Origin of the sequence: Streptomyces sp. NPDC018045 (assembly GCF_044327445.1) — a bacterium.
Taxonomy (GTDB): Bacteria; Actinomycetota; Actinomycetes; order Streptomycetales; family Streptomycetaceae; genus Streptomyces.
The window spans coordinates 495,483-518,461 of sequence record NZ_JBIRFL010000004.1 but is presented as its reverse complement, the minus strand read 5'-3'; the positions used below and the strand labels follow the sequence as shown (position 1 = coordinate 518,461).

General features: G+C 74.1%; 18 protein-coding genes. 7 read left to right on the top strand and 11 right to left on the bottom strand.

Going from position 1 to position 22,979, the window contains the following annotated elements:
• Positions 1 to 8: 8 nt before the first annotated feature.
• The 6 genes from ACH4EB_RS13175 to ACH4EB_RS13150 form a co-directional block, all read right to left on the bottom strand.
• Complete coding sequence (locus ACH4EB_RS13175) at positions 9 to 3,875, bottom strand: lipopolysaccharide biosynthesis protein (protein ID WP_398347505.1); 3,867 nt, start codon at positions 3,873 to 3,875, stop codon at positions 9 to 11.
• Positions 3,868 to 4,680: a polysaccharide deacetylase family protein gene (locus ACH4EB_RS13170; protein WP_398347504.1), complete on the bottom strand. Its 813-nt coding sequence runs from the start codon at positions 4,678 to 4,680 to the stop codon at positions 3,868 to 3,870. The genes ACH4EB_RS13175 and ACH4EB_RS13170 overlap by 8 nt, the downstream gene beginning before the upstream one ends.
• Positions 4,677 to 5,855: a glycosyltransferase family 2 protein gene (locus tag ACH4EB_RS13165; protein ID WP_398347503.1), complete on the bottom strand. Its 1,179-nt coding sequence runs from the start codon at positions 5,853 to 5,855 to the stop codon at positions 4,677 to 4,679. Before ACH4EB_RS13165 ends, ACH4EB_RS13170 begins: the two co-directional genes overlap by 4 nt.
• Positions 5,852 to 6,667, bottom strand: a complete 816-nt coding sequence (locus tag ACH4EB_RS13160; RefSeq protein WP_398347502.1) for a glycosyltransferase family 2 protein — start codon at positions 6,665 to 6,667, stop codon at positions 5,852 to 5,854. Before ACH4EB_RS13160 ends, ACH4EB_RS13165 begins: the two co-directional genes overlap by 4 nt.
• A gap of 387 nt (positions 6,668 to 7,054) precedes the next feature.
• Positions 7,055 to 8,149 (bottom strand): GNAT family N-acetyltransferase, encoded by a 1,095-nt coding sequence (locus ACH4EB_RS13155; protein WP_398347501.1) that lies wholly within the window; start codon positions 8,147 to 8,149, stop codon positions 7,055 to 7,057.
• Between the two features lies 1 nt (position 8,150).
• Positions 8,151 to 8,657 (bottom strand): hypothetical protein, encoded by a 507-nt coding sequence (locus tag ACH4EB_RS13150; RefSeq protein ID WP_398347500.1) that lies wholly within the window; start codon positions 8,655 to 8,657, stop codon positions 8,151 to 8,153.
• A gap of 457 nt (positions 8,658 to 9,114) precedes the next feature.
• On the opposite strand from ACH4EB_RS13150, the gene ACH4EB_RS13145 reads away from it, so the two are divergent.
• Positions 9,115 to 9,921, top strand: a complete 807-nt coding sequence (locus tag ACH4EB_RS13145; RefSeq protein ID WP_398347499.1) for an SGNH/GDSL hydrolase family protein — start codon at positions 9,115 to 9,117, stop codon at positions 9,919 to 9,921.
• A 92-nt stretch (positions 9,922 to 10,013) separates the two neighbouring features.
• On the opposite strand, the gene ACH4EB_RS13140 is transcribed toward ACH4EB_RS13145, so the two are convergent.
• Positions 10,014 to 11,477, bottom strand: coding sequence for a serine/threonine-protein kinase (locus ACH4EB_RS13140; RefSeq protein ID WP_398347498.1), 1,464 nt, complete (start codon positions 11,475 to 11,477; stop codon positions 10,014 to 10,016).
• Between the two features lie 481 nt (positions 11,478 to 11,958).
• Here ACH4EB_RS13140 and ACH4EB_RS13135 point away from each other — a divergent pair, with 481 nt between their 5' ends.
• Complete coding sequence (locus tag ACH4EB_RS13135; RefSeq protein WP_365843115.1) at positions 11,959 to 12,222, top strand: hypothetical protein; 264 nt, start codon at positions 11,959 to 11,961, stop codon at positions 12,220 to 12,222.
• 32 nt (positions 12,223 to 12,254) lie between these two features.
• Here the strand turns inward: ACH4EB_RS13135 and ACH4EB_RS13130 are convergent, their stop codons facing one another.
• Positions 12,255 to 13,457 (bottom strand): CaiB/BaiF CoA transferase family protein, encoded by a 1,203-nt coding sequence (locus ACH4EB_RS13130; protein WP_398347497.1) that lies wholly within the window; start codon positions 13,455 to 13,457, stop codon positions 12,255 to 12,257.
• A gap of 58 nt (positions 13,458 to 13,515) precedes the next feature.
• Positions 13,516 to 14,790, bottom strand: a complete 1,275-nt coding sequence (locus tag ACH4EB_RS13125) for a type ISP restriction/modification enzyme (protein WP_398347496.1) — start codon at positions 14,788 to 14,790, stop codon at positions 13,516 to 13,518.
• Positions 14,791 to 14,957: 167 nt separating this feature from the next.
• Here ACH4EB_RS13125 and ACH4EB_RS13120 point away from each other — a divergent pair, with 167 nt between their 5' ends.
• Positions 14,958 to 16,319: an MFS transporter gene (locus ACH4EB_RS13120; protein WP_398347495.1), complete on the top strand. Its 1,362-nt coding sequence runs from the start codon at positions 14,958 to 14,960 to the stop codon at positions 16,317 to 16,319.
• Between the two features lie 144 nt (positions 16,320 to 16,463).
• Positions 16,464 to 16,775, top strand: a complete 312-nt coding sequence (locus ACH4EB_RS13115) for a hypothetical protein (protein ID WP_398347494.1) — start codon at positions 16,464 to 16,466, stop codon at positions 16,773 to 16,775.
• Positions 16,776 to 16,851: 76 nt separating this feature from the next.
• Here ACH4EB_RS13115 and ACH4EB_RS13110 read toward each other — a convergent pair whose 3' ends face one another.
• Both ACH4EB_RS13110 and hmgA read right to left on the bottom strand, forming a co-directional pair.
• A complete protein-coding gene (locus ACH4EB_RS13110; RefSeq protein WP_398347493.1) occupies positions 16,852 to 17,601 on the bottom strand; it encodes a GntR family transcriptional regulator in 750 nt (249 codons plus the stop codon).
• Positions 17,602 to 17,678: 77 nt separating this feature from the next.
• Positions 17,679 to 19,004 carry a homogentisate 1,2-dioxygenase gene (gene hmgA, locus ACH4EB_RS13105; protein WP_398347492.1) on the bottom strand — a complete coding sequence of 442 codons (1,326 nt, stop codon included), beginning with the start codon at positions 19,002 to 19,004 and terminating at the stop codon, positions 17,679 to 17,681.
• A 286-nt stretch (positions 19,005 to 19,290) separates the two neighbouring features.
• Between hmgA and ACH4EB_RS13100 the strand changes: the two genes are divergently transcribed.
• From ACH4EB_RS13100 to ACH4EB_RS13090, 3 genes are read left to right on the top strand one after another with little or no spacing between them, the layout of a single operon-like run.
• Positions 19,291 to 20,784, top strand: coding sequence for a CitMHS family transporter (locus ACH4EB_RS13100; protein WP_398347491.1), 1,494 nt, complete (start codon positions 19,291 to 19,293; stop codon positions 20,782 to 20,784).
• Between the two features lie 3 nt (positions 20,785 to 20,787).
• Positions 20,788 to 22,116, top strand: coding sequence for an MFS transporter (locus ACH4EB_RS13095; protein ID WP_398347490.1), 1,329 nt, complete (start codon positions 20,788 to 20,790; stop codon positions 22,114 to 22,116).
• Positions 22,117 to 22,147: 31 nt separating this feature from the next.
• Complete coding sequence (locus ACH4EB_RS13090; protein WP_398347489.1) at positions 22,148 to 22,918, top strand: class I SAM-dependent methyltransferase; 771 nt, start codon at positions 22,148 to 22,150, stop codon at positions 22,916 to 22,918.
• Positions 22,919 to 22,979: the final 61 nt, after the last annotated feature.

Sequence of the window (22,979 nt, the reverse complement as noted above, 5' to 3'; positions counted from 1 at the left end):
CCGGCGGCTCACGACATCGTCACGAACCGCTGGACGAGCGCCACCAGGAAGACCAGCAGCAGGGGCAGCGTGAACCAGAAGGACCCCTGCATCCACCGGAGCCTGCGCACACTCGGCGGCAGCGCCACCCGCACCACCTCGCGGGCCGCCAGCAGCAGTATCAGGGCCCCGGCCGCCAGCGCGCCGATGACCGACCACGGCGTCCACGTGATGCGCGGGCCCACCGGGCCGGGGTCCGGCTCGGCCACCGGGCCCGCCGGCTGCTGCCTGAGTTCGTACAGCGCCGCGTGCTCGTTGCTCATCACGCGGCGCAGTTCCGGGCGCTGGTCCAGGGCGGTGCGCAGCCGCTGCTCCCACGTGGCGGCGTAGCCCGAGCCCAGGCGCAGCGACTCCGCCTGACCGCGGTTGAGCATGAAGTAGGAGTGCGGTCCGGCGTCCCGCAGCGCGTCGACGACCGCGTCGGTCAGGACCGGGTCGCGCGGGGCCAGGACGGGGACGTACTGCACCCGCTCCATGTCCTTCGCGCCCCACGGCATGGCCGGGGTGACATCGTTGACCGTGTCGTTGGTCGGCCACAGCACCCGTACGGTGGGCCGGTCGTGCGCGTGCACGTAGTCCATCGCGGCCACCTCGCCCGGCCGGACCCGCTCGAACGGCTCGTTGCCCCAGCGGGCCACCAGGAAGCCGGTCACCAGCACCACGCCCGTCAGCAGGGCGGCGAGCGGGCCCAGGCCGCGGCGGGTGCCGGCGGCGCGCGGGAACAGCGCGAGCGCGCCGAGGACGCAGGCGCCGGGCAGCGCGAACATGAACACCCGCAGCGCCATCTCGCCGCCATAGGACTGCATGCCGAAGGCGAGGAACGGCACGAAGGTCAGCACCAGCAGCGACCGCTCGGAGAACCCGGCGGCCCGCCGCCGCAGCACGCCCCAGCAGGCCAGTGCCAGCACCCCGCCGGCCAGCGCCACCCGCGCGTACAGCACCAGCTTGTGGGTGCTGTCGCCGCCGCCGATCCGGCCGGTGACGGACGAGGAGACGTTGCCGCCGATGCCGCCCACCCCGCCGAACAGTTCGTCGAAGTGCCCGGACCAGTACGGCTCGGCGAGGAAGCCGACCCAGACCACGACCATGACGCCGAACAGCAGCGGCAGCCCGTACAGCGACGTACGGCGCACCAGCACCAGGAAGGTCAGCACGCCCAGCATCACGAACGGCGTGAGCTGGTGGCCCGCCACGGACGCCAGGAACAGCAGGGCCAGTACGGCCAGCAGCGCCACCCGCTGCCCGCGCCCGGCCGGCAGCACCTCGGCCTCGCCGGGCCGGCGTCTGCCGCCCAGCACCCGGGGATCGCGGAACCACACCAGCAGGATCGCCACGAAGACCAGGTAGAGCAGGTACGTGAAGCCCTGGGGCGAGAAGTAGTCCTGGCCGACCCAGCCGCACAGCGCGAACAGCCACGTCGCGCTCCACTTCGCCCGCCAGCCCGCCCGTACGGACTTCAGCAGCAGGAGCACCGGGGCCAGGTACAGGAGCTGGATGGTCAGCGGCCACCAGCGCAGCACCTCGGTGAAGTCCGTGACGCCGCACGCCTCGGCGAGGAACCGGGCCGCCGCGAAGAAGCCCGGCCAGCTCCAGCGCGCGTCCAGGTCCGGCACCGCGGAGCCGGTCCGGCCGATGTAGTCCAGGAAGCCCAGGTGCTGCCAGGCCGTCGGGAAGCGCGGTTCGGCCTCCAGGACGGCGGGCAGCGCGTGCAGGGCCACCACGGTCAGGACCAGGACGGCCGCCAGCAGGGCGCGCCGCGGCCGGGACAGCCACAGGGCCGACGCGAAGGCCAGGACGAGCAGCACGGCCCCCAGCAGCGTCGCCGCGGGCAGCACGCTGATCAGGCCGAGACCGCCCATCCGGTCCAGGTCGGCGTCGCCCATGCCGCGCAGCGGCAGCCAGAACAGCGCGAGGGCGGCGACCAGCAGCGCCCAGACGCCGATGTCGGGGCGTCCGCTCAGCCGGGCCGTGAGCCGGTCGCCGAGCGGCACGGACGCCGCGGGCCGCGCCCCGGCCGGGGTGGCGGAGGCGGGGGGTGCGGGGCGTGAGCCGGCGCCGGACGGGGCGGGGCGCGGCTCGTCGGTCGTCGCCCCGCCGGCGGGCTCCGCCCGGAACACCTTGGCGGGCGCGGTGGGCGCGGCGGGCGCGGCGGGCGCCGGCGCCGTCGGCCGCTCCGCGCCGCCGTCCCCGTCCCCGTCGCCCCGCGCCCAGGACGGCGCCGGCGGCCGGACGTCCGGCCTGCGTTCCATGTGCTCGAAGCCGACGTGCAGCCCGAGCGGCATCGTGTCGACGTCCCCCAGCGCCCGCTGCGCCCAGCCGGGCCGGTGCGGCGCCGTACCGGACGGGCCACCGGCCGCCTCGCGCGCGCGATCCGGTGACGGCGGCAGGGCGGCGTCCGCGCCGGGCGCCCGCGCGTCCCCCAGGTCGCCGTTGACGGCCAGGTCCGCCAGGTCCCCGTCCGGCGCCAGGCCCTCGGCGGGCGCCCGCGTCAGCGGGGCGGAGGGATGCCCCTTGAGGATGCGGAACAGCTTGACGGAGGCGATCGAGACGATCACCGCCAGGCTGGAGATCTCCGCGACGCCCGCGCCGGTCAGCCCCATCCGCGGCAGCAGCAGTACCGTCAGGCCGAGAACCAGGACGCACAGCAGGCCCTGCATGTACGCCAGTCCGGAGGTGCGGCTCTGCGCGCGCAGGACCGCGAAGTAGACCTCCATCACGACGCGCAGCGCGGCGCCCACCGCGAACCAGCGCAGCAGCGGAGTGGCGGCGTCCGCGTACCCCTGGCCGAAGACGGCGAGGATGTACGGCGCGCAGACGAAGAGGAAGAGGCAGACCGGGATCATGATCCGGGCCATCCGGCGCAGCGCGGCCCGGGTGTTCTCGGCCAGCCGCGCCGGGTCGTGCGAGCCCTCGACGGTCAGCGAGGCGCCCATGTTGATGGCGAGCAGGTTGACCGTGCCACCGATGGTGGTGGTGATGTAGAAGTACGCGTTGTCGGCGGAGCTGACCTGGGAGGCCACCAGCACCGGCACCAGGTAGACGACGGCCAGCGAGAACAGCGATCCGGTGTAGTCGCCGGCCAGGAAGCGGCCCATCTCGCGCAGCGACGGCGGCCGGGCGGTCCGCTCGGTGGCCTTCACGTGCCGGGGCACCAGCCGCCGGAAGACCAGCCAGCCCAGCGGCAGGACGGACACCCCGATGGCGGCGACCCAGGAGACGAAGACCCCCGCCAGCGGGATCGCGGCGGCGAACGCGATCAGCAGCGCCAGTTTGACCGCCGAGAAGACCAGGTTGCCGACCGGCACCCACAGCGCGCTGCGCAGCCCGGTCAGCACACCGTCCTGGAGGGTGAGCAGCGACCAGGCGGCGACCGCGACGACGAACCCCAGCCCGTGGACCGGCCCGTGCAGGAACCGGTACGACGGCCCCCAGAAGTCCAGGGTGAGCAGGAAGACCGTGGCGGCGAGCGCGACGACCAGCGAACCGCCCAGGTACGTACGGAAGACGAGGCGGCCGGTGGCGCGGCCGGCGACCGGGATGTAGCGCGCCAGCGCGCCGGTCAGCGTCAGCGAGGTCAGCCCCGCCAGCAGCTTCATCGCGGCGATGGCCGCCGAGCCCTGGCCGACCGCGGACTCGGTGTAGTACCGGGCCGCGACCAGCCAGAACCCCAGACCGAGCAGCCCGGAGATGCCGGTGTTCAGCATCAGCGCGTAGGCGTTGCGGAACAGCGGGCTGCCCCCGCCGCCGGCGATCCGGCCGCCGAACAGCCGCCGGCGCACGCCCCCGGCGGAGTCCGGATCCGTGCGCTCCTCGGTCCGGGTGGTCGTGTCAGACACGGCTTTCGCGCACCTTCCCCACTGCCTTGACGGCCTGACGGGTCCTGCGGATCACGGCGTACCCCTTGGTGGCCACCCGGTCCCGGGCGAAGAGCCGACCGACGCCCCGGCCCGCCACCATCCGTGCGAACTCCTCGGTGCCGGTGCTGCGCCGCACCGTCAGCCGCGCCAGCGCGTACGGGCCCTGGCAGCGTCCTGCCAGGGTGTTGCCCACCGCCAGCGACTGCCGGAAGCCGGCGCCGCGCACCGCCCGCCGCACCCGGTGGCTGGAGTAACCGTACGGGTAGGCGAACGAGACCGGCGGCGCGCCCAGTTCGTCGGCGACGAGCTGCTTGCAGCGGGTGACCTCGAACCACAGGCGGTCGTCGGAGAGCTGGTCGAGCTGCGGGTGGGTGTGGCTGTGCCCGCCGATCTCCACACCGGCGGCGGCCAGTCGGCGCACCTGGTCCCAGTCGAGCATGGTGTCCAGGCCGCCTCCGGTGTCGTACGGGCCGCGCAGCCAGCCCGTGGAGACGAAGCAGGTGGCCGCGAAACCGTACCGGACCAGGGCGGGCAGGGCGTGCCGGTGCACGCCCTCGTAACCGTCGTCGAAGGTGATCAGCACCGGCCGTTCGGGCAGGGGGCCGCCGCGCCGCCACGCCGCCGCCAGCCCCGCGGTCGTCAGCGGGGTGAAGCCGCCGTCGTCCAGCACCGCCATCTGCTCGGCGAACGCCTCCGGTGTGACGGACAGGTCCAGCGTGGCACGCGCGGGCGCGTGCGCCACCGCGTGGTACATCAGGATCGGTACGGCGCACGGCCCGGTCATGCCACCGCCCTCCCGCTCCCCGGGGGCGTGGGCCCGCCGCCCGCCGGGGGCGTCGCGGGGGCCGGCGCCTCGGCCGGTCCGTGCGGGGACGCGGGCTCCCGGCCCGTACCGCCCGGCCCGTTCACCGCGGAAGCCCCGCCCGCCGTGCCCGCCCCGTCCGGCACGGGCACCACCACGAAGCCGCTGGCGCCCACCGTCCGCCGGTCGCGCCGCGCCCGTACGCTCCCGAGCGCGTAGCCGTACGCGGTGGAGGCCGCCCCCGCCACGATCGCGCCGGCCCGGCCCGCGCCGCCCGGCCGCCGTAGCAGCGCGTCCCGGACACCACGCGCCACGCCCGCCGGGAGCACCCGGGTCGTGTAGCGGCGCTCCGCCGACAGCCCGTCCCGCGCGCCCACGCTGCGCGTCACCAGCGCCTTGGACAGCCCTTCCGCGTACGTACGGGTCCGGAAGTACGCGAAGCGCTCCCGGCCCCGGGGCACCCGGTGGTGGATCACCGACCGGTCGTCGACCAGCAGCACCGCGTCCGGCACGGCGCGGGCCAGCCGGATGCACAGTTCGGTCTCCTCGCAGCCCAGCGGCCGTTTCCCGGCGTCCCGGCCGATGCCGGTGGCGAACCCGCCGACGGCCTCGAACGCCTCCCGCCGGAAGGAGGCGTTGCCACCCAGGACGTTGCGCACGCGGACGGTGTGCGCGCCCGCGGTGCCGCCGTTCTCGGGGAACAGGCCCCGGTACGCGCAGCCCACCACCCAGTCGAACTCCTCGGGGAACCAGGCGGGCCGGCGCCCCGAGGCCCACACCGGCTCGGTACGGCCGCCGACCGCCAGCACACGCGGGTCGGCGTAGCCCTCGGCGAAGTGCAGCAGCCAGTCGCGCTCGGCCACCGCGTCGTCGTCGAGGAAGGCGATCACCTCGCCGGTGGACTCGGCGATGCCGGTGTTGCGCCCGGCGGACAGGCCGCGCGGCCCGGCGTTGGCCAGGACACGTACCGGGCCGCTGCGGCCGGGTGACGAGAAATGAGCGGTCAGCCGCTCCCGCAGGGCCGGATTGTGGTCGACCACGAGCAGGGTCTCGTGGGCCGACAGGGACTGGCCGTGCACCGAGGCCGCCGCGGCGAGGATGTCGCCCCAGCGGTCCTCGGTGTACGCGCAGATCACCACGGAGACACGGACGCTCAAGACGCCTCTCCCGTGATCATGGCCGGGCGGGCGGGACGCCGGTGGCGGGTGCTGCGCTCGCGCAGTATCACCTTCAGCACCCGGAACCCGTCCCGCACGGCGCGCAGGTTGCTCACGCCGTGGATGCGGTTGTACTCGTGGCTCGGGATCTCCTGGACCTTCAGACCGGCCTTGACCACCCGGATGTTCATCAGCGTCTCGACCTCGAAGCCGGCGCAGTCCAGGGCGATCTGGTCCAGGCAGTGCCGCCAGAAGGCGTTGTAGCCGTAGCACAGGTCCGTGTAGCGGGCGCCGAACTTGGCGTTGACCACGGTGGTCAGCACCCGGTTGCCCAGCTTGCGCACCGGCGTCATGTCGTCGGTGCCGCCGCCGTTGGCGAACCGCGAGCCCTTGGCGAAGTCCGCGCCCCCCACCAGCGCGGAGACATAGCTGACGATCTCGGCGCCGTCCGCCGAACCGTCCGCGTCGACCATCACGATGATGTCCCCGGAGCAGGCGGCGAACCCGCTGATCAGGGCGTCCCCCTTGCCCTTGCCGCGCTGTTCGACGACCTTGACGTCCGGCCACAGCCCGCGGGCCACCGCCACCGTGTCGTCGGTGGAATTCCCGTCCACCAGGACCACTTCGTGTATCCACTCCGGAAGTGTCTTGAAGACGTACGGAAGGTTCTCCGCCTCGTTCATCGCGGGTATCACCACGCTGACCGGCGGAGCTATGGCCAGGTGTGAGGAAACAGGACGGTATTGCGCCTCGGCACGCACCGGCGACAACGGCTGCTGATCCGTTTCCGCGGAGCGGAGGAATGAACTCATGAGTGTGTTTCCCTCTCGTCCGGTGGGCCGCCCACCCCCGGGCGGCCCGGATGGGTATCCGGTTCGAAAGGGGGGTTCACACCCCGCTCAGGACGGCATGAATCCTTGCGCCGTGCGAACAGGGCGAGCTGGCTTGCGTGTTTCCGGCCGCGCGGCTCGTGTACCGATGATCGACGTGGTTCTCGTCATGTGAAGATCGGACACGGCACCCCCCTACCGCGCCCCGCCCCGGGCCCTGTCGCGGCGCTTGACCCCTCCCCTGGAGCCGCCTTGCATGACAGGCCGGTGCGGGTGGTGGACGACGGTATTGATGACTGGGACTCTATGGCAATACCTCGACCTCGCATCCCGTTTCGCGTCAATGGCGGATATGGAGCGGTGTCTTCCTCAACGTCCCGACCGGATTCGGCCCATCCGTTTGAGGAGGCGATCAGCCGGCCCGAACAATTCCGGCCGGGACACCACCGTGTTGCGCAATGCCCGTACCGGGGCCCGGTGTGCCCGATGGCACAGCGCGACCGGATGACGCCGGGACACCCACCCTTCGGACACCGATAGTTCCCGGGTCTTCAGGCAGTCCTTGTATTCTTTTTCGCCGCGTCCCAGATCGATATAGGACAGCCCGTCCGCCGCGGCTCCACCGGCCATCCGCAGATGCAGCACCAGGCCGGGTGAGAACTTCGCGTACGCCGGGTCGTAGGCCGGGAACCAGCAGGAGAGCACCCGCTCGGAACGGATGCCGAAGTGCGCGGCGACCGGCTGCTCGCCCGCGTAGAGCACCGACAGCAGACCGGCGAAGGACGGCGTGCGGGTGTGGAAGAGCTGGTCCACGAGCTGGAGGATCCAGGGGTGCGCGAAGCGGTCGCTGCGGCCCGTGCGGCGGTACTGCGCCGACTTCCACTCGATCAGCCGGCGCAGTACGGCCGGGTCCCGCTCGTCGTGCACGTACCGTACCGGGCCGATGTCCCGGCCCAGCTTGCGTTCCTTGGTCAGGGTCCGCCGGGAGAACTTCGGGGAGTTCTTCAGCAGCCACGCCAGGTACGCCTCGAACCCCTGGTCCACGTCGACGACGGGGGAGGCGAAGCTGTGCATCGGGGCCGTCTCGAAGGGCTTCTGGCCCTCCACCAGGTGGTCGAACTCCAGCACCGACAGCCCGCAGGCCTGGAGCAGTTCCCGGGAGTCCCACTGGAAGCCGGGCCGGTGCACCAGCCCCTGGGCGTCGGAGACGCCCAGTCCGATCGCCCGCCCGACGCCCAGGGGCGAGCGCTGGAAGGGCAGGAACGCGGCCGGTTCGCCGTCCTCCCGGACCACCGCGATCCGCACCCCGCGCCGGCAGCGGCCGACGGCGAGGGCGAACTCGGGTGCGAGGAAAGGATTCGCCAACTGGGGCGTCCCCAGCAGGTGGGCCTGGGACTGCACGGTGCTCCAGGCCGCCCGGTCGGTGCCGTTGAGTTCCCCCGGGCGGTACACGCTGATGTCCACGTCAGTTCGTCCGACTTCCCCGTCCACGGGCGCCGGTGCGCCGGCGCCGCACGCTGACCCCTAGGAATACGATGCCGCTGAGCACGGCGACGGCGACCACTCCGCCGCGCGCCGACCAGAGGTGCAGCGCGAGCATGGCCTGCGCGACGAGCAGGTCCACGGCGACCGCCGCGGCCCCCGCGACGACGGCTCTGCTCAGCGGGTCGAGCCGGCCCAGCGCGGTGGCGACGGCCGTGGCGGGCGCCAGCACCAGGAAGAAGAGGGTGCAGGGCGCGCGCAGCGGTGAGGCGAGGTCGGCGAGCGCCAGGAAGGCGCCCACGCCCCCCACGGCCACGGCCGCCCCGGCCAGTACGGGTGCCGAGTCCGCGCGCAGCCGCCCGCCGGGCCGGCCGTCCGCGCCGGGCCCCGCGGCGCCCGGCCCGTCACCTTCCGGGCCGCCCTGCGGGGGCCCGTCCCCGGCGGCTCTGCCGCCGTCCGGCGCGTTGCCGTTGATGGTCTTGATGTGCATTGGCAGCTTTGCCCCCCATAAGCGCCTGATGCCGGGCTTCAATGTCGCGCAGGGGGCGTACGGCCGTCAAGACGCGAAGAAGGCGTGAACGGGCCATGTCCGGCGAGTGGTTGGCGACGCGGGCGGCCCGTTCGCGAAGGTGCCGGGGGAGGGGCGAAGGCCGCCTTCGGGCGGTTGCCGGACGGTCCGGGCGCCGGCGGCGGGTCCGCGGCCGGTGCGGGTGCCGCCCGGCCCTCGGGAGGGGGCGCTTTGGGCCGGGGGCGGCCTGGCCTGATCGTTGCGGTGCGGAAGCCCGGCGTCCGCACCTCTCCTGTCGGGATGTCATCTACGCGTCACACCCCTGCCGCGACTCACCCGGCGGAATCACTCGTGATCGTGAGTATGGGTGTCAACACTTCCCGTAACGGATCGGTCCTGCTACATCAGGAGTGGCAGAGATCCTGCTCAGGGAGGTTCCATGAGACTGTCCCGATGCGCGGCGACGGCGTCCGCGTTCCTCGTCACCTCGGCGCTCGCGCTCTCCGGCGCGAGCGCCGCCACGTCCGCTCCCCGCCCCAAGGCCACCGACTACGTGGCCCTCGGCGACTCCTACTCCTCGGGTGTGGGGGCGGGCGGCTACGACAGCGGCAGCGGCTCCTGCAAGCGCAGCACCAAGGCGTACCCGGCCCTCTGGGCTGCCGCCCACGCCCCCGCGTCCTTCCACTTCACCGCCTGCTCCGGCGCCCGCACGGGTGACGTGCTGGCCCGGCAACTCGCCCCGCTGAACTCCGGCACGGACCTGGTGAGCATCACCATCGGCGGCAACGACGCGGGCTTCGCCGACACCATGACCACCTGCGCCCTCCAGGGCGAGGCGGCCTGTCTGAGCCGCGTCGCCACGGCACGCGACTACGTCAACCGGACGCTGCCCGGGAAACTGGACCAGGTCTACGACGCCATCGACGGCAAGGCGCCCGCCGCCCAGGTCGTCGTCCTGGGCTACCCCCGCTTCTACCGGCTCGGCGGCGGCTGCGCCGTCGGCCTCTCCGAGAAGTCCCGCGCGGCGATCAACGCCGCCGCCGACGACATCAACGCCGTCACCGCCAAGCGCGCCGCCGACCACGGCTTCGCCTTCGCGGACGTCAACACCACCTTCGCCGGGCACGAGATCTGCTCCTCGGCCCCCTGGCTGCACAGCGTGACCCTCCCCGTGGAGAACTCCTACCACCCCACCGCCAATGGACAGTCCAAGGGCTACCTGCCCGTCTTCCGCTCCGCCGCCTGACCCGTCCCGCTCACGCCTGCCGAGAAGTCCCGCCCCCGGGCGGGACTTCTTCCCGTCTCCGGCCCGCGTGCCGCCGTCGCGCCGTCGCGCCGTCACCCCGGTCCGCCGTCCGTGGCCCCGCCCGTGGCCGTGCCCGGCGAGGTCGTGGGCGCGGGCGTGGTCGGCCCGGTGGTGGTGGGGTGCCCGGTCGTCGGTGCCGGGGTGGTGCGGGGCGGGGTGGTACGGGGGTACGTCTGTCCGGGCGGGGTGGTGCCGGGATACGTACGGCCGGGAGTCGTGGCGCCCGGGGCCGTGGTGGCGGTCGCCGTACCGTCGGACGCCGTCCGCCCCGGAGAGGCGCCGCCCGTGGTGCCCCGTCCGCCGTCGCCGGTGTTCTTCCCGGAGCCGCCGCCCGGCGTACTGTCCGGTGTCCGGCCCGGCGTGCCGCCGCCGTCCAGCAGCGCGTACGCCACCCCGCCCGCCGCCAGCAGGGCGAGCAGCACGCCGACCAGCAGCAGCCGGACCGAGCGCCGCCTGCGCCGCTCGGCCTCCTGGCCGGCGGCGGTCGTCGTCGTGGTGCCCGCGGCCGGCGCTCCGGCCGGCGGGCCCGGCACGGGCAGCGGTGCCGCGGGCCCGTACCCGTTCGCGGTGGAGGTGCGGTCGGTGGAGACCATCGGCGGTATGCCGGGCGGTACCACGACCGTGGGGGTGGCGCCGCTGCCCGCGACCGCCTCCAGCATCCCCTGCGCCTCGGCCGCGTCCAGGCGCTCCCGCGGGTCCTTGCGCAGCAGCCCTTCCAGTACGGGCGTCAGCGGGCCCGCGCGGCGGGGCGGCGGCAACGGCTCGTCGACCACCGCGCGCAGCGTCGTCAGCGGAGTGTCCTGACGGAACGGCGAGTGCCCCTCCACCGCCGCGTACAGCGTCACGCCCAGCGACCACAGGTCCGACTCCGGACCCGCCGGCCGGTCCAGCACCCGCTCCGGCGCCAGGAACTCCGGCGACCCGACCAGCTCGCCCGTCAGCGTGAGCGCGGCGGTGCCCGCCACCCGCGCGATGCCGAAGTCGGTGAGCACCACCCGGCCGTCATGGGACAGCAGGACGTTGGCCGGCTTGACGTCCCGGTGCAGCACGCCCGCCGTGTGCGCGACCCGCAGCGCGGCCAGCACCTGCGCCCCGATGCCCGCGGCCCGGACCGGTGCCATCGGCCCCTCCGCGTCCAGGGACTCGGCCAGCGACAGCCCGCGCACCAGCTCCATGACGATCCACGGCCGCCCGCCCTCGGACACCACGTCGAAGACGGTCACCACGTTGCGGTGCGAGATGCGGGCCGCGGCCCGGCCCTCCCGCTCCAGCCGCGCGTACAGCGACTGCTCCTCATGGCCCGACAGTTCGCGTGGCGCCCGTACCTCCTTGACGGCGACCTCGCGGGCCAGCAGCTCGTCCCGGGCCCGCCAGACCACCCCCATGCCGCCCCGGCCCAGCTTGTCGGCCAGCCGGTAGCGCCCCGCCAGCAGCCGCCCGCCGTTCCCGCCGCCGCGCAGGCCGCCGGTTCCCGCACCGCCAGGACCCTCGCTCATGGACGAGCCCCCCTCGCAAGAGAGCGATTCGGTGGAAACGTACCTCAACCCAGCGTTGCTGCCGCCCCCTTGAGCGCGGATCCGCAGCCGGGCGGCAGGCCGGCGGCGGATGGCGCCGGGCGCCGGTCGGTGCGCTGCGGACGGCCCCCGCATCCCGGCCCCGGCGCCGCCCGCCCGGCCGCGATGCCGCCGTACGGCCCGCGGACCCGCGCCCCGGGACCCGCCGGCGTACGTGATCTTCGGCACGGCGCCGCCGGGCGGGCGGCCCGGCCGGCGGCCGCCCGGGAACCGGCCGACGGCTCCGACAGGCCCGTGACCTCGGTACCCGGCCAACTCGCCCTGGGTTGACAGTGATCCGTAAGGTGGCGTCAACGTCGGTGCGCGGGAGGTGAATGCCGCTGCCCGGGCCGCGCGTGTGTCGCGGGAGAGAGATAGGGTTACCCTGCCCGGGCCGGGTGCCCTCGTACGGGTGGGGAGTGTCATGGAACAGATAACAATGCGCAGCAGGCCACGAGTGCCTGCCATCAGTTGCGGAAGCGGCGCGTCCAGCGCGCGGCTCGACCGCCATCTCGCGGTGCTGGGCGGACCCGCCGTCCCGCAGCGGGAGACGGAGGGCGCGACATCGTTGATGCAGGAGCTCACCGCTCGTGATCACGGGCGCACGAGGACGAACCGCGGCGCCAGGGTGTCGCTGTTCGCCCCGCTGCGCCGGCTGCGCCGGTCGCTCTTCGGCGGCCACGGCTGAGGCACGGCCGGACGACGTGCCGTTCCCGGTCCTCAGGCGACCACACCGTCCCGGCGCAGCGCTGCGATCCGCTCGCTCGTCAGACCCAGAGCGCTCAGCAGCGCGTCGGTGTGTTCGCCGAGGGCCGGGACATCCCCCATCACCGGCCCGGCGCTCCCGGGCAGGGTGACCGGCGGGAGCAGCGCGTGCAGCGGCCCGACCGGTGACCCCACCTCCCGCCAGCGCTCACGCGCCGTGAACTGCGGATGCCCGGCCAGCTCCGCCACCCCGTTCAGCCGCGCACAGGCGATCCCCGCCGCCTCCAGCCGCCGGACGGCCTCCTCGACCCCCATCCCGGCCAGCGCCTCACCCACCACCCGGTCCGTCTTGTCCCGGTTGCGGGTACGCGCCACATTCGTCGCGAACGCCGGATCCCCGGCCAGTTCGGGCCGCTCCAGCACCTGCCGCGCCAGCCGCTGCCACTCCCGGTCGTTCTGCACCGACAGCAGCACCGGCTGCCCGTCCGCCGTCGGATAGGCGTTGTACGGCGCGATGACGGCGTGCGCGACCCCCGTGCGCGCGGGTGCCGTGCCCCCGTACATCCCGAAATAGAGTGGATGCCCCAGCCACTCGGCCAGCGCGTCCAGCATCGCCACCTCCACCGGGCCGCCACGCCCCGTCCTGCCGCGGCGCAACAGCGCGGCCAGCACGCCGGAGAAGGCGTACATCGCCGCCGCGATGTCCGCCGCCGGTATCCCGGCCTTCGCCGGCTCCTCCGGCGTCCCGGTCAGCGAGACGAGCCCGGCCTCGCACTGCACGAGCATGTCGTAGGCCCGCTTGTGCGCGTACGGGCCGTCGGGGCCGTAGCCGGAGATGTCGACGGCGACCAGCCGCGGGTACCGGGCGCACAGCGCCGCCGCGTCCAGCCCGAGCCGCGCGGCCGCGCCGTGTGCCAGGTTCTGCACGAACACGTCCGCGCCGGCCACCAGTTGCTCCAGCAGCGCGCGGCCGCGCGGGTCCTTCAGGTCCAGCGCCAGGGACTCCTTGCCGCGGTTGGCCCACACGAAGTGCGAGGCCAGTCCGCGTACGGAGGTGTCGTAGGTGCGGGCGAAGTCCCCGCCGTCCGGCCGCTCGACCTTGATCACCCGGGCGCCGAGGTCGGCGAGCTGCCGGGTGGCGAACGGCGCGGCCACGGCCTGCTCGACGGCGACGACGGTGATGCCCTCCAGGGGCGGCGGCTGCGGAGTGTGGTCCATGGTCGGAGCACCTACCCGCCGCCGCGCGCCGGGCAACGCCCGGCACGGAACGGCCGCGTCACAGCAGGGCGAACTGGCCCTCGGGCCCCTCCTCGTGGTGGTCCAGGACGGACGCCGGGCGGCGGGCGGCGGCGGGCGGCGGCAGCACACCCGCGGCGCGCAGCTCGGCCGCCTCGACGCGCGGCCCGTCCGCCGTCCGCCGGTGCACGTCCTCCAGCGCCGGACGCAGCTCGGCCACCAGCGCCAGCACCGTGATCAGTTCCAGGAGTTCGGTGGTCCACTCCCGGGGCCAGGCGGCGGGCCGCACCGCCTCCAGGCTCCCCGGCTCGGCCACCGCGGCGGTACGGCGCCCGAACCACGCCTCCAGCACGCGCACACCGCCCGCCTCGGCCTCCCAGGCGGCCTGCGGCACGGGGGAGACCCGGCCCGGCCCCAGGAGCAGCGCCTCCTCGTCCGGCAGGTAGGAAAGGGCGTCGGGCAGCCCGCTGGCGGGCAGCGGGGCCCGTACGTAGGGGCGCCGGCCGCCGGGCATCCGAGGGCGGTCCCCGGCGCGCGCCCCGTACGCCGTTCCGTCACCCCGCGCGCCTCTCGTCTGGAGCCACAGCAGCCGCTCGCCCAGCCCGACCCCGTCCTCCCACACCCCGGCGTCGGCGGTCAGCGGCACGGCGGCACCGGACGGCGTGGGCCGGGCGCTCGCCACCGTCCAGGCGAGCACCTCCGCGGCACCGACCGGCCGGCCCAGGCGGTGGGCGAGCAGCTCGGTCAGGCCGGGAGCGAGATTGGGTTCGCAGCCGTCGGGCCGCCGGTAGAGCGGCCGGATGCGGCCGGGGCGCCCGGCCGGGGAGCGGCCGTCCGGCAGCAGCGCGGAGGCGACCAGCGCCGGCCCTTCCGTCTGCGGTACGTGCCCCAGTTCCACCACGAAGACCTGCCGCCCGTCCGCGACCCGCCAGACCTCCGGCCGGGCACTGTCGATCAGCCGGTGGTCGGGCAGCAGCCACTGCTGGTCGTACGGGCCGTGCAGGACGCGCACCGGATCGGGGCACGGCCCGCCGGTGTGCGCGAGCCGGCCGGTGGGCGTCGGCTGGCCGGGCAACTGCGGGACGGCCGTCCGCAGCGTACGGGCGCGGCTGGGCCGGAACAGCCGCTCGCGCGCGGCGTCGTCCGCCGCCTCGTGCAGCGCCGCCCAGCGGGCCCGCAGCGAGGCGGCGTCCGGGGCCATGACCCAGTTGCGGCCGAGCCGCAGCGGCGCCGCCGACCAGGGCATCAGGTCATCGAGCCGGGGTGCCGCCGCGAGCCTGCCGCCGCCGTTCCCCGTGGCCTGTGTCACCGTCACGCGGCCGCCCTCCCTGGACCTTCGGTGCGCTCGGTTCGCTGGGGGCATCGTAACGGCGGCCGCCGGACGCGGTCTTTTGCGAGTGATCACCGACGGGTACGGTCCTGGCCGTACGGCCGTGCCGCCACCGCACGACCGTGCCGCCGCCGTCCGCCGGGAGGAGCGCCATGACCGCCACGCAGCTCGCCGGGGCGCGGGCGGGGGCCCGGCTGGACCGGCTGCCGCCGTCCCGCTGGCACCGCCGTCTGACCCTCACCGTCGGCATCGGCGCCTTCTTCGACCTCTACGAGGTCTTCCTCGGCGGGGTGCTGGCCGCGGTGCTCGCCGAGCGCTGGCATCTGGACCACACGGCCAGGTCCTGGGTGATCGCCGCCGGGTTCCTCGGCATGTTCGTGGGCGCCAATGTGCTGTCGGTGCTCGCGGACCGGTTCGGGCGGCGCCGGATGTTCCTGGTCAACCTGGGCGCGTACTCGCTGTGTTCGCTGCTGGGCGCCTTCGCGCCGGACGTGGCGTGGCTGATCGCGCTGCGCTTCCTGGCCGGGCTCGGCCTCGGCGCCGAACTGGTGCTGGTGGACACCTACCTCGCCGAGTTCCTGCCGCGCGCGGTCCGGGGCCGCTACATCGCCTGGGCCTACACCTTCGGCTTCCTCGGCGTGCCGGTGGCCGCCTTCGTCGGCGCCCGCCTGGTCGCCGGCCGGGAACTGTTCGGCGTCGAGGGCTGGCGCTGGCTGCTGGTGGCGGGCGCGCTGGGCGCGGCGTTCATCCAGCTCATGCGCGCCCGGCTGCCCGAGTCGCCGCGCTGGCTCGCCGTGCACGGCCGGCACGAGGAGGCGGCGCGGATCGTCTCGGACATCGAGGAGCGCGTCGCGCGGGAGACCGGCGGGACGCTCCCGTCGGTCGCGGTGGCGGCGGAGGTGCCGCAGCGCCGCGTCCCGCTGGGCGAGATGTTCCGCGGCGAACACCGGCGCCGTACGGTCATGTGGTGGATTTTCCAGGTCCTGCAGACCGTCGGCTACTACGGGTTCGGATCGCTGGCGCCGGTCGTGCTGACCGCCAAGGGCCACACCGTCACCGCGTCGCTGAGCTACGCCGCCCTCAGCTTCTGCGGCTATCCGCTCGGCTCGGCGCTGTCCGTGCCGCTCATCGACCGGATCGAGCGCAAGACGCTGATCATCGCTTCCGCACTGGGCATGGCGGCGTGCGGCCTGGCCTTCGGGTTCGCCGACGCGGGCCGGCTGATCGTGGGCGCCGGTTTCGCGCTGACCGTGTGCAGCAACGTCTTCTCCAACGCCTTCCACGTCTACCAGACCGAGATCTTCCCGACCGGTCTGCGCAGCAGCGCCATCGGCATCGCGTACTCGCTGTCCCGGATCACCTCGGTGATCCTGCCGTTCGTCGCGCTGACCGTGCTGGCGGACCTGGGCCCGGGCGCCGTCTTCACCGGCTCGGCCGCCCTGATGGTGCTGCTGTGCCTGGACGTGGCCCTGTTGGGGCCGCGCAGTACGGGACGGAGCCTGGAGCGGATCTGACGCCCGCACGGGCCCCGGCGCCCTGCGCCGTGCGGACTGCGCGGCGGAGCCGGCGGCATCACTCCAACAGCCGTCGCCGAGTGCGGCGGGCCATACGCCCATTCCACACTGGAACGGCCAGAATTCCGGTGAAAAGGAAAGATCATGCGACGAGAACTGGTTGTCGCGGCTGCCGCGGCCGCCCTCGCACTCGGCCTCTCCGCCCCCACCCCCGCGCACGCACAGGACGGCGTCAACACGTTCAACTGCCTCTCGGCGACACCGGACGGGGAGGGCGTCATCGGGCGCAACTGCTCGAACAACTTCGGCCACCGGGGCGGATATCTCAAACTGCCCTTCGAGATCAAGACGTCGGCGGACACCTACGCCTGCAAGCGCAAGACAGGGGGCAGCTTCTCCGGCTTGCACGACTTCAAGGCGAAGGCCGTCCAGGGGTACCACTGCGAAAAGACGTGACAGCGTCAGGGGCCGGCAGGCGGCTCTCCCGCACCGTGTGAACGGTCGGGTCCGCGGCTGACGTCGGGCGCGCGCCTCAGTGCGCGTCCAGCGTCACCGTGAAGGAGAACCGGTCCCCCCGGTAGTGGATGCGGGCCACGTCCACCACCCGCCCGTCCCGGTCGTACGTGATGCCCGTGTAGTGCAGGATCGGGCTGAGCAGCGGCACCTGGAGCAGCCGGGCGGTCTCCGGGTCCGCCAGCCGCGCCTCGACCGTGTCCGTGATGCGGCTGATGGCGACGCCCACCGCGTCCCGCAGCACCTTGGTCATCGGCCAGCGCGCCAGGTCCGCCGGGTCCAGGCGGGCGGCGACGTCCGGGTGCAGGAAGTTGACCGCGTGGTTCGTCGGCTCACCGGTCTTCGCGTCGCCGCGCAGCCTGCGGTACGTGGCCACCTCCACCTGGCCGGGGAAGTACTCGGCCAGCTCGGGCGGCACGGTGGCCGGGCCGTGCCCCAGCAGCTCGGTGCGCATACCGGACTGCTGGGCCACGATCGCGTCCACCGAACCGAGCAGCCGCACCGGCGCCCCGCGCCGCGCGCTCGGCTCGATGAACGTACCGCGCCTGCGGTGCCGGCTGATCAGCCCCTCCGTCTCCAGCTCCTTGAGCGCCTGGCGCATGGTCAGCACGCTCACGCCGTAGTGCGCGGCGAGCGCGTCCTCGGTCGGCAGGCGCAGCGGAGCGCCGGGGGAGCGGCCGAGTATGGACGCGCGCAGCGACTGCGAGACCTGGTACCACAGCGGCAGCTTGCGGTTCAGGTCGAGCGAGTCGGGGGCGAAGGTGGTCACGACGACTCCGTATCAGGGGCCGGACGGGTGCCGGTCAGGGCCGGTGCCGGGGCCCCGGCCGGGACCCGGGCACGGTCTCAGGGGCGGAAGTGGCGCTCAAGACCCTGCCACACCCGGTCGTAGCCGCCCTGCAGGTGGTCGGCGTCCGCGGCCTGCGGGGTGAGCGTGACCGGCCAGCGGGTCTCGAACATGAACGCCAGCCCGTCGTCGACCTTCTGCGGCTTCAGCTCGGCCGCGCTCGCCCGGTCGAAGGTCTCCCGGTCGGGGCCGTGCGCGGACATCATGTTGTGCAGCGAGCCGCCACCCGGGACGAAGCCCTCCGCCTTGGCGTCGTAGGCGCCCTCGACGAGCCCCATGTACTCGCTCATCACGTTCCGGTGGAAGTACGGCGGCCGGAAGGTGTCCTCGCCGACCAGCCAGCGCGGCGCGAAGACCACGAAGTCCACGCCCGCCAGGCCCGGGGTGTCGGAAGGCGAGGTCAGCACGGTGAAGATCGAGGGGTCCGGGTGGTCGTAGCTGATCGAGCCGATGACGTTGAAGCGGCGCAGGTCGTAGACGTACGGGACGTGGTTGCCGTGCCAGGCGACGACGTCCAGCGGCGAGTGGTCGTACGTCGCCTTCCAGAGGTTGCCGCAGAACTTGTTGACGACCTCGAAGGGGCCCTCCTCGTCCTCGTACGCGGCGGTCGGCGCGAGGAAGTCCCGGGCGTTGGCCAGGCCGTTGGCGCCGATCGGACCGAGGTCGGGGAGCTGGAAGGGCTGCCCGTAGTTCTCGCAGACGTAGCCGCGCGCGGTGGCGTCGAGCAGTTCGACGCGGAAGCGGACGCCGCGCGGGATCAGCGCGACATGCCCCGGTTCGGCGCGCAGCAGGCCCAGTTCGGTGCGGATCAGCAGGCCGCCGTGCTCGGGCACGATCAGCAGTTCGCCGTCCGCGTCGCTGAACACCCGGCGTTCCATGGCGGCGTTGGCGTGGTAGAGGTGGATCGCCATACCGGTGCGCTGGGTGGCGTCGCCGTTGCCGCCCAGGGTCCACAGCCCGGCCAGGAAGTCGGTGGGGGTCTCGGGGGCGGGCAGCGGGTTCCAGCGCAGGCGGTTGGGGTCGGGCTCGGTCCCGGTGAAGGGGGCGCCGCGGAGCGCGCCGTTGTCCATCCGCGCGAACGCGGGGTGTGCGGCGGACGGGCGGACGCGGTAGAGCCACGTACGGCGGTTGTGGGCGCGCGGCTCGGTGAAGGCCGAACCACTGAGCTGCTCCGCGTACAGCCCGAGGGGCGCGCGCTGCGGGGAGTTGCGGCCCACCGGGAGGGCGCCGGTGACGGCCTCCGAGCTGTGCTCGTTGCCGAAGCCCGCGGAGTACGCGAGCCCCTCGGCCGTCTTTCTCGCCCGCTCGTTGCCCGTGCCTGTCATCGCGCGCTCCCGCCGCTCAGAGAGATTCAGCAATCCTGTGGAGGACATTAGGATTGCGGACCCGGCCCGTCAACGGAAACTCTCGGCCACCCGGCGCGGGCGCCACGGACGGGCCGGGCGCGTGTCCGCCGCCGGTCCCCGCCGTACCGGTCCGCACCCTCTCCGGTGGCCTCGTGTTTTGCTCGTATTGCTCGCGCGTCAAGACCTTGTTAACGAAAGTTTCGGCCACCTACCGTCGCCTCGACCGCCGTCCCCGGCGGTGTTCAAGGGCGAACGTGAGGTACCCATGCTGACCATCCTCGGATTCGTCATGATCGCCACCTTCCTGGTGCTGATCATGACGAAGAAGATGTCGCCGATGGCGGCGCTCATCCTGATCCCCGCGCTGTTCTGCGTCCTGGTGGGCAAGGGGGCGCACCTGGGCGAGTACGTCCTCAAGGGCGTGGGCGACCTGGCGCCGACCGCCGCGATGCTGATGTTCGCCATCATCTACTTCGGAGTGATGATCGACGTCGGACTCTTCGACCCGGTCGTCCGGGGCATCCTGCGGTTCTGCAAGGCGGACCCGGTCCGGGTCGTGGTCGGCACCGCGCTGCTCGCCGCGATCGTCTCGCTCGACGGTGACGGCTCCACCACCTTCATGATCACGGTCTCCGCGCTCTACCCGCTCTACCGTCGCCTGAAGATGAGTTTGGTGGTCATGACGGGCGTCGCCGCCACTGCCAACGGCGTGATGAACACCGTCCCCTGGGGCGGCCCGACCGCCCGCGCCGCCACCGCGCTCAAGCTGGACGCCGGCGACATCTTCGTCCCCATGGTCCCTGCGCTGGCCACCGGCCTGGTCGCGGTCTTCCTGCTCGCGTACGTCCTCGGGCGCCGCGAGCGCAGGCGGCTCGGCCTGCTCACGCTCGACGGCGCCGGCACGGCGACCGGGCGCGCGGTGCCCGAGCAGCGGGCGGGCGAGCCGGTGCTCGCCGCCGCGGCCGGGGGCTTCGGCGCCCGGGTCCGTACGACCGTCCGCCGTGCGGCAGCGCCGCGTACGGCCAAGGCCCGCCCCGCGGCGGCGACCGGCGGCGACAGCGGTACGGCCCGCCCGCAGACCGGCACCGGCGCCGTGGCCCCCGGTGCCGACGAGGACTTCCAGGGCCTCGACCCGCACCGCGCCACCCTGCGCCCCGGGCTCTACTGGTTCAACGCCGCCCTCACCGTCGCGCTGCTGGTCCTCCTCGTCCTCCAGACGCTGCCCATCCCGGTGCTCTTCCTGCTCGGCGCCGCCACCGCGCTCACCGTCAACTTCCCCCACATGCCGGACCAGAAGGCCCGGATCGCCGCCCACTCCGAGAACGTCCTGAACGTCTCCGGCATGGTCTTCGCCGCCGCCGTCTTCACCGGCGTTCTCACCGGCACCGGCATGGTCGAGCACATGGCCCGCTGGCTCGTCGACGGCATCCCGGACGCGCTCGGCCCGCACATGGGCATCGTCACCGGCGTCCTGAGCATCCCGCTCACATACTTCATGTCCAACGACGGCTTCTACTTCGGCATCGTGCCGATCCTCGCCGAGGCGGGCGCCGCCCACGGCGTCGGCGCCCTGGAGATCGCCCGCGCCTCGCTCGTCGGCCAGGCCCTGCACATGTCCAGCCCGCTCGTGCCCGCCGTCTACGTCCTCGTCGGCATGGCGAAGGTGGAGTTCGGCGACCACACCCGGTTCACCGTGAAATGGGCGGTGCTGACCTCCCTGGTCGTCCTCGCCGCCGGCCTGCTGTACGGGATCATCTGACCCATGGGCACCGGGACGCCCGGCCGGGGCTGGCTGCTGCGGCTGGTCCTGTCCTTCACCTGCGCCCAGTCGGCGGTGAGCATGGCCCGGCCCGCCGTCTCCTACCGGGCCCTGGCCCTGGGCGCCGACGAGCGGGCCATCGGCGTGCTCACGGCGGTGTACGCGCTGCTGCCGCTGCTGGTGGCCGTACCGCTCGGCCGCCGCACCGACCACGGCCGCTGCGCCCCGCTGCTCGTCGTCGGCGTCGCCCTGATCACCGGCGGCTGCGCGCTGAGCGGCGTGGCGGGCTCGCTGCCGGCGATGGCCGCCTGGAGCGGGGTGATGGGCCTGGGCCACCTGTGCTTCGTCATCGGCGCCCAGTCCATCGTCGCGCGCCGCAGCGCCCCCGACGAACGCGACCGCGACTTCGGCCACTTCACCATCGGCGCCTCCCTCGGCCAGCTCGTCGGCCCGGCCGCCGCCGGGCTGGTCGTCTCCGGGCAGGACGGCGCGATGGCCCCCACCAGCGCCACCGCGCTGCTGGCCGCGGGCGCCCTCGCCGCTTGCTCCTGCCTTTCCCTGTGGCGCCTGGAACACCGCCCGGCGCAGGCCGGAGCCGCCGGAGCCGGGCGCCTCGCCCGGGACCGTACGCCGGCGGCGGCCCGCACCTCCGTACGGACCATCCTGCGCACCCGGGGCGTCGCGGCCGGCATCTTCACGAGCCTCGCGGTGCTCTCCGCGACCGACATCCTCACCGCCTACCTGCCCGTCATCGGCGAGGGCCGGGGCGTCGCACCCGCCACCGTCGGCCTGCTGCTCAGCCTGCGGGCGGCGGCCACGGTCGCCTGCCGGCTGGTCCTGGCACCCATGATCCGCCTGCTCGGACGCACCGCCCTGCTGGCCGGAAGCTGCGCGCTCGCGGGACTGCTCTGCGCCGGACCGGCCGTGCCCACACCGGTCTGGGCCCTGGCCGTGACACTCGGCGCCCTAGGCTTCTGCCTCGGCGTCGGCCAGCCGCTGTCCATGACCACGGTCGTCCGGGCCGCTCCGGCGGCGGCCCGCAGCACGGCGCTCGCCCTGCGCCTGACCGGCAACCGGCTCGGCCAGGTCGCGGCCCCCGCGACGGCGGGCCTGCTGGCCGGGCCGGCCGGCGCCGCGGCACCCTTCGCGATGCTGGGCGTCCTCCTGCTGGCCGCGGCGGCCGTGGCGGCCCGGCCGGGACACCAGGCCGCTGCCCCGCCGCCACCGGACCAGGCCGGCGACGCCTCGCAAGGCGCCGCCGGCCGCCCGTCGCCACCCCCGCCGAGCGCCCCCGGCCGACCCCGGCACGGCGGAAGCCGCGATACCAGGTGAAGCCCGCGGCCCGCCGCACTATCGTGACCCCATGCCGGATCCGTCGCTCGCCCGGTTCTTCGACCAACTGGCCGCCACCTACGACCTGTTGTACCCGGACTGGTCCGCGGCGGTGGCCCAGCAGGGCCGCGCCCTCGACGCGTACGTGCGGGACGCGCTCGGCGACCGGCCGCACACCCTCCTCGACTGCGCCTGCGGCATCGGCACGCAGGCCATCGGCCTGGCGGCGGCCGGGCACGCCGTCACGGGGACGGACCTGAGCCCGGTCGCGGCGGCCCGAGCGGGCACCGAGGCCGCCGCCCGGGGCCTGCGGCTGCCGACGGCCGCCGCCGACATGCGCCGACTGCCCTTCCGCGACGCCTGGTTCGACGCGGTGGTGTGCGCCGACAACTCGCTGGCCCACCTGACCACCGCGGACGACGTACGCACGGCCCTCGCCGCCATGCGGCGGGTGCTGCGGCCCGGCGGGCTGCTCCTGCTCGGGACGCGCGCGTACGAGGAGGCCCGCCGGGAGCGCCGGGAGGTCCTGCCGCCCCGCGTCACCCGGACACCGGACGGCGGCCGGGCCGTCACGCTGCAACTGTGGGAGTGGCACGACGACGGCGAACACTACGACTTCGACCTCATCCAACTGCTGCCCCGCGGCGGCACCTGGGAGGTACGCAGCCGGCGGGCCACCTCGTGGGCCCTGACCAGGGACCAGATCAGCGGCTTCGTCATGGCCGCGGGCTTCGAGCGGCTCACGTGGCACGAGCCGGCGGAGGGCGGGTACTTCCAGCCGTTGCTGACGGCTCGGTGCTGAGGGGGCGGTATCGAAGCGGCCCCGAACGAGCCCAAACGAACCTGAAGTGACCCGAAATGCT

Bases quoted from the DNA above. Each gene is read 5' to 3' on its own strand.
- ACH4EB_RS13170 (WP_398347504.1), bottom strand. From the start codon at position 4,680: ATGACCGGGCCGTGCGCCGTACCGATCCTGATGTACCACGCGGTGGCG.
- ACH4EB_RS13160 (WP_398347502.1), bottom strand. From the start codon at position 6,667: ATGAGTTCATTCCTCCGCTCCGCGGAAACGGATCAGCAGCCGTTGTCG.
- ACH4EB_RS13150 (WP_398347500.1), bottom strand. From the start codon at position 8,657: ATGCACATCAAGACCATCAACGGCAACGCGCCGGACGGCGGCAGAGCC.
- ACH4EB_RS13145 (WP_398347499.1), top strand. From the start codon at position 9,115: ATGAGACTGTCCCGATGCGCGGCGACGGCGTCCGCGTTCCTCGTCACC.
- ACH4EB_RS13140 (WP_398347498.1), bottom strand. From the start codon at position 11,477: ATGAGCGAGGGTCCTGGCGGTGCGGGAACCGGCGGCCTGCGCGGCGGC.
- ACH4EB_RS13135 (WP_365843115.1), top strand. From the start codon at position 11,959: ATGGAACAGATAACAATGCGCAGCAGGCCACGAGTGCCTGCCATCAGT.
- ACH4EB_RS13130 (WP_398347497.1), bottom strand. From the start codon at position 13,457: ATGGACCACACTCCGCAGCCGCCGCCCCTGGAGGGCATCACCGTCGTC.
- ACH4EB_RS13120 (WP_398347495.1), top strand. From the start codon at position 14,958: ATGACCGCCACGCAGCTCGCCGGGGCGCGGGCGGGGGCCCGGCTGGAC.
- ACH4EB_RS13115 (WP_398347494.1), top strand. From the start codon at position 16,464: ATGCGACGAGAACTGGTTGTCGCGGCTGCCGCGGCCGCCCTCGCACTC.
- hmgA (WP_398347492.1), bottom strand. From the start codon at position 19,004: ATGACAGGCACGGGCAACGAGCGGGCGAGAAAGACGGCCGAGGGGCTC.
- ACH4EB_RS13100 (WP_398347491.1), top strand. From the start codon at position 19,291: ATGCTGACCATCCTCGGATTCGTCATGATCGCCACCTTCCTGGTGCTG.
- ACH4EB_RS13095 (WP_398347490.1), top strand. From the start codon at position 20,788: ATGGGCACCGGGACGCCCGGCCGGGGCTGGCTGCTGCGGCTGGTCCTG.
- ACH4EB_RS13090 (WP_398347489.1), top strand. From the start codon at position 22,148: ATGCCGGATCCGTCGCTCGCCCGGTTCTTCGACCAACTGGCCGCCACC.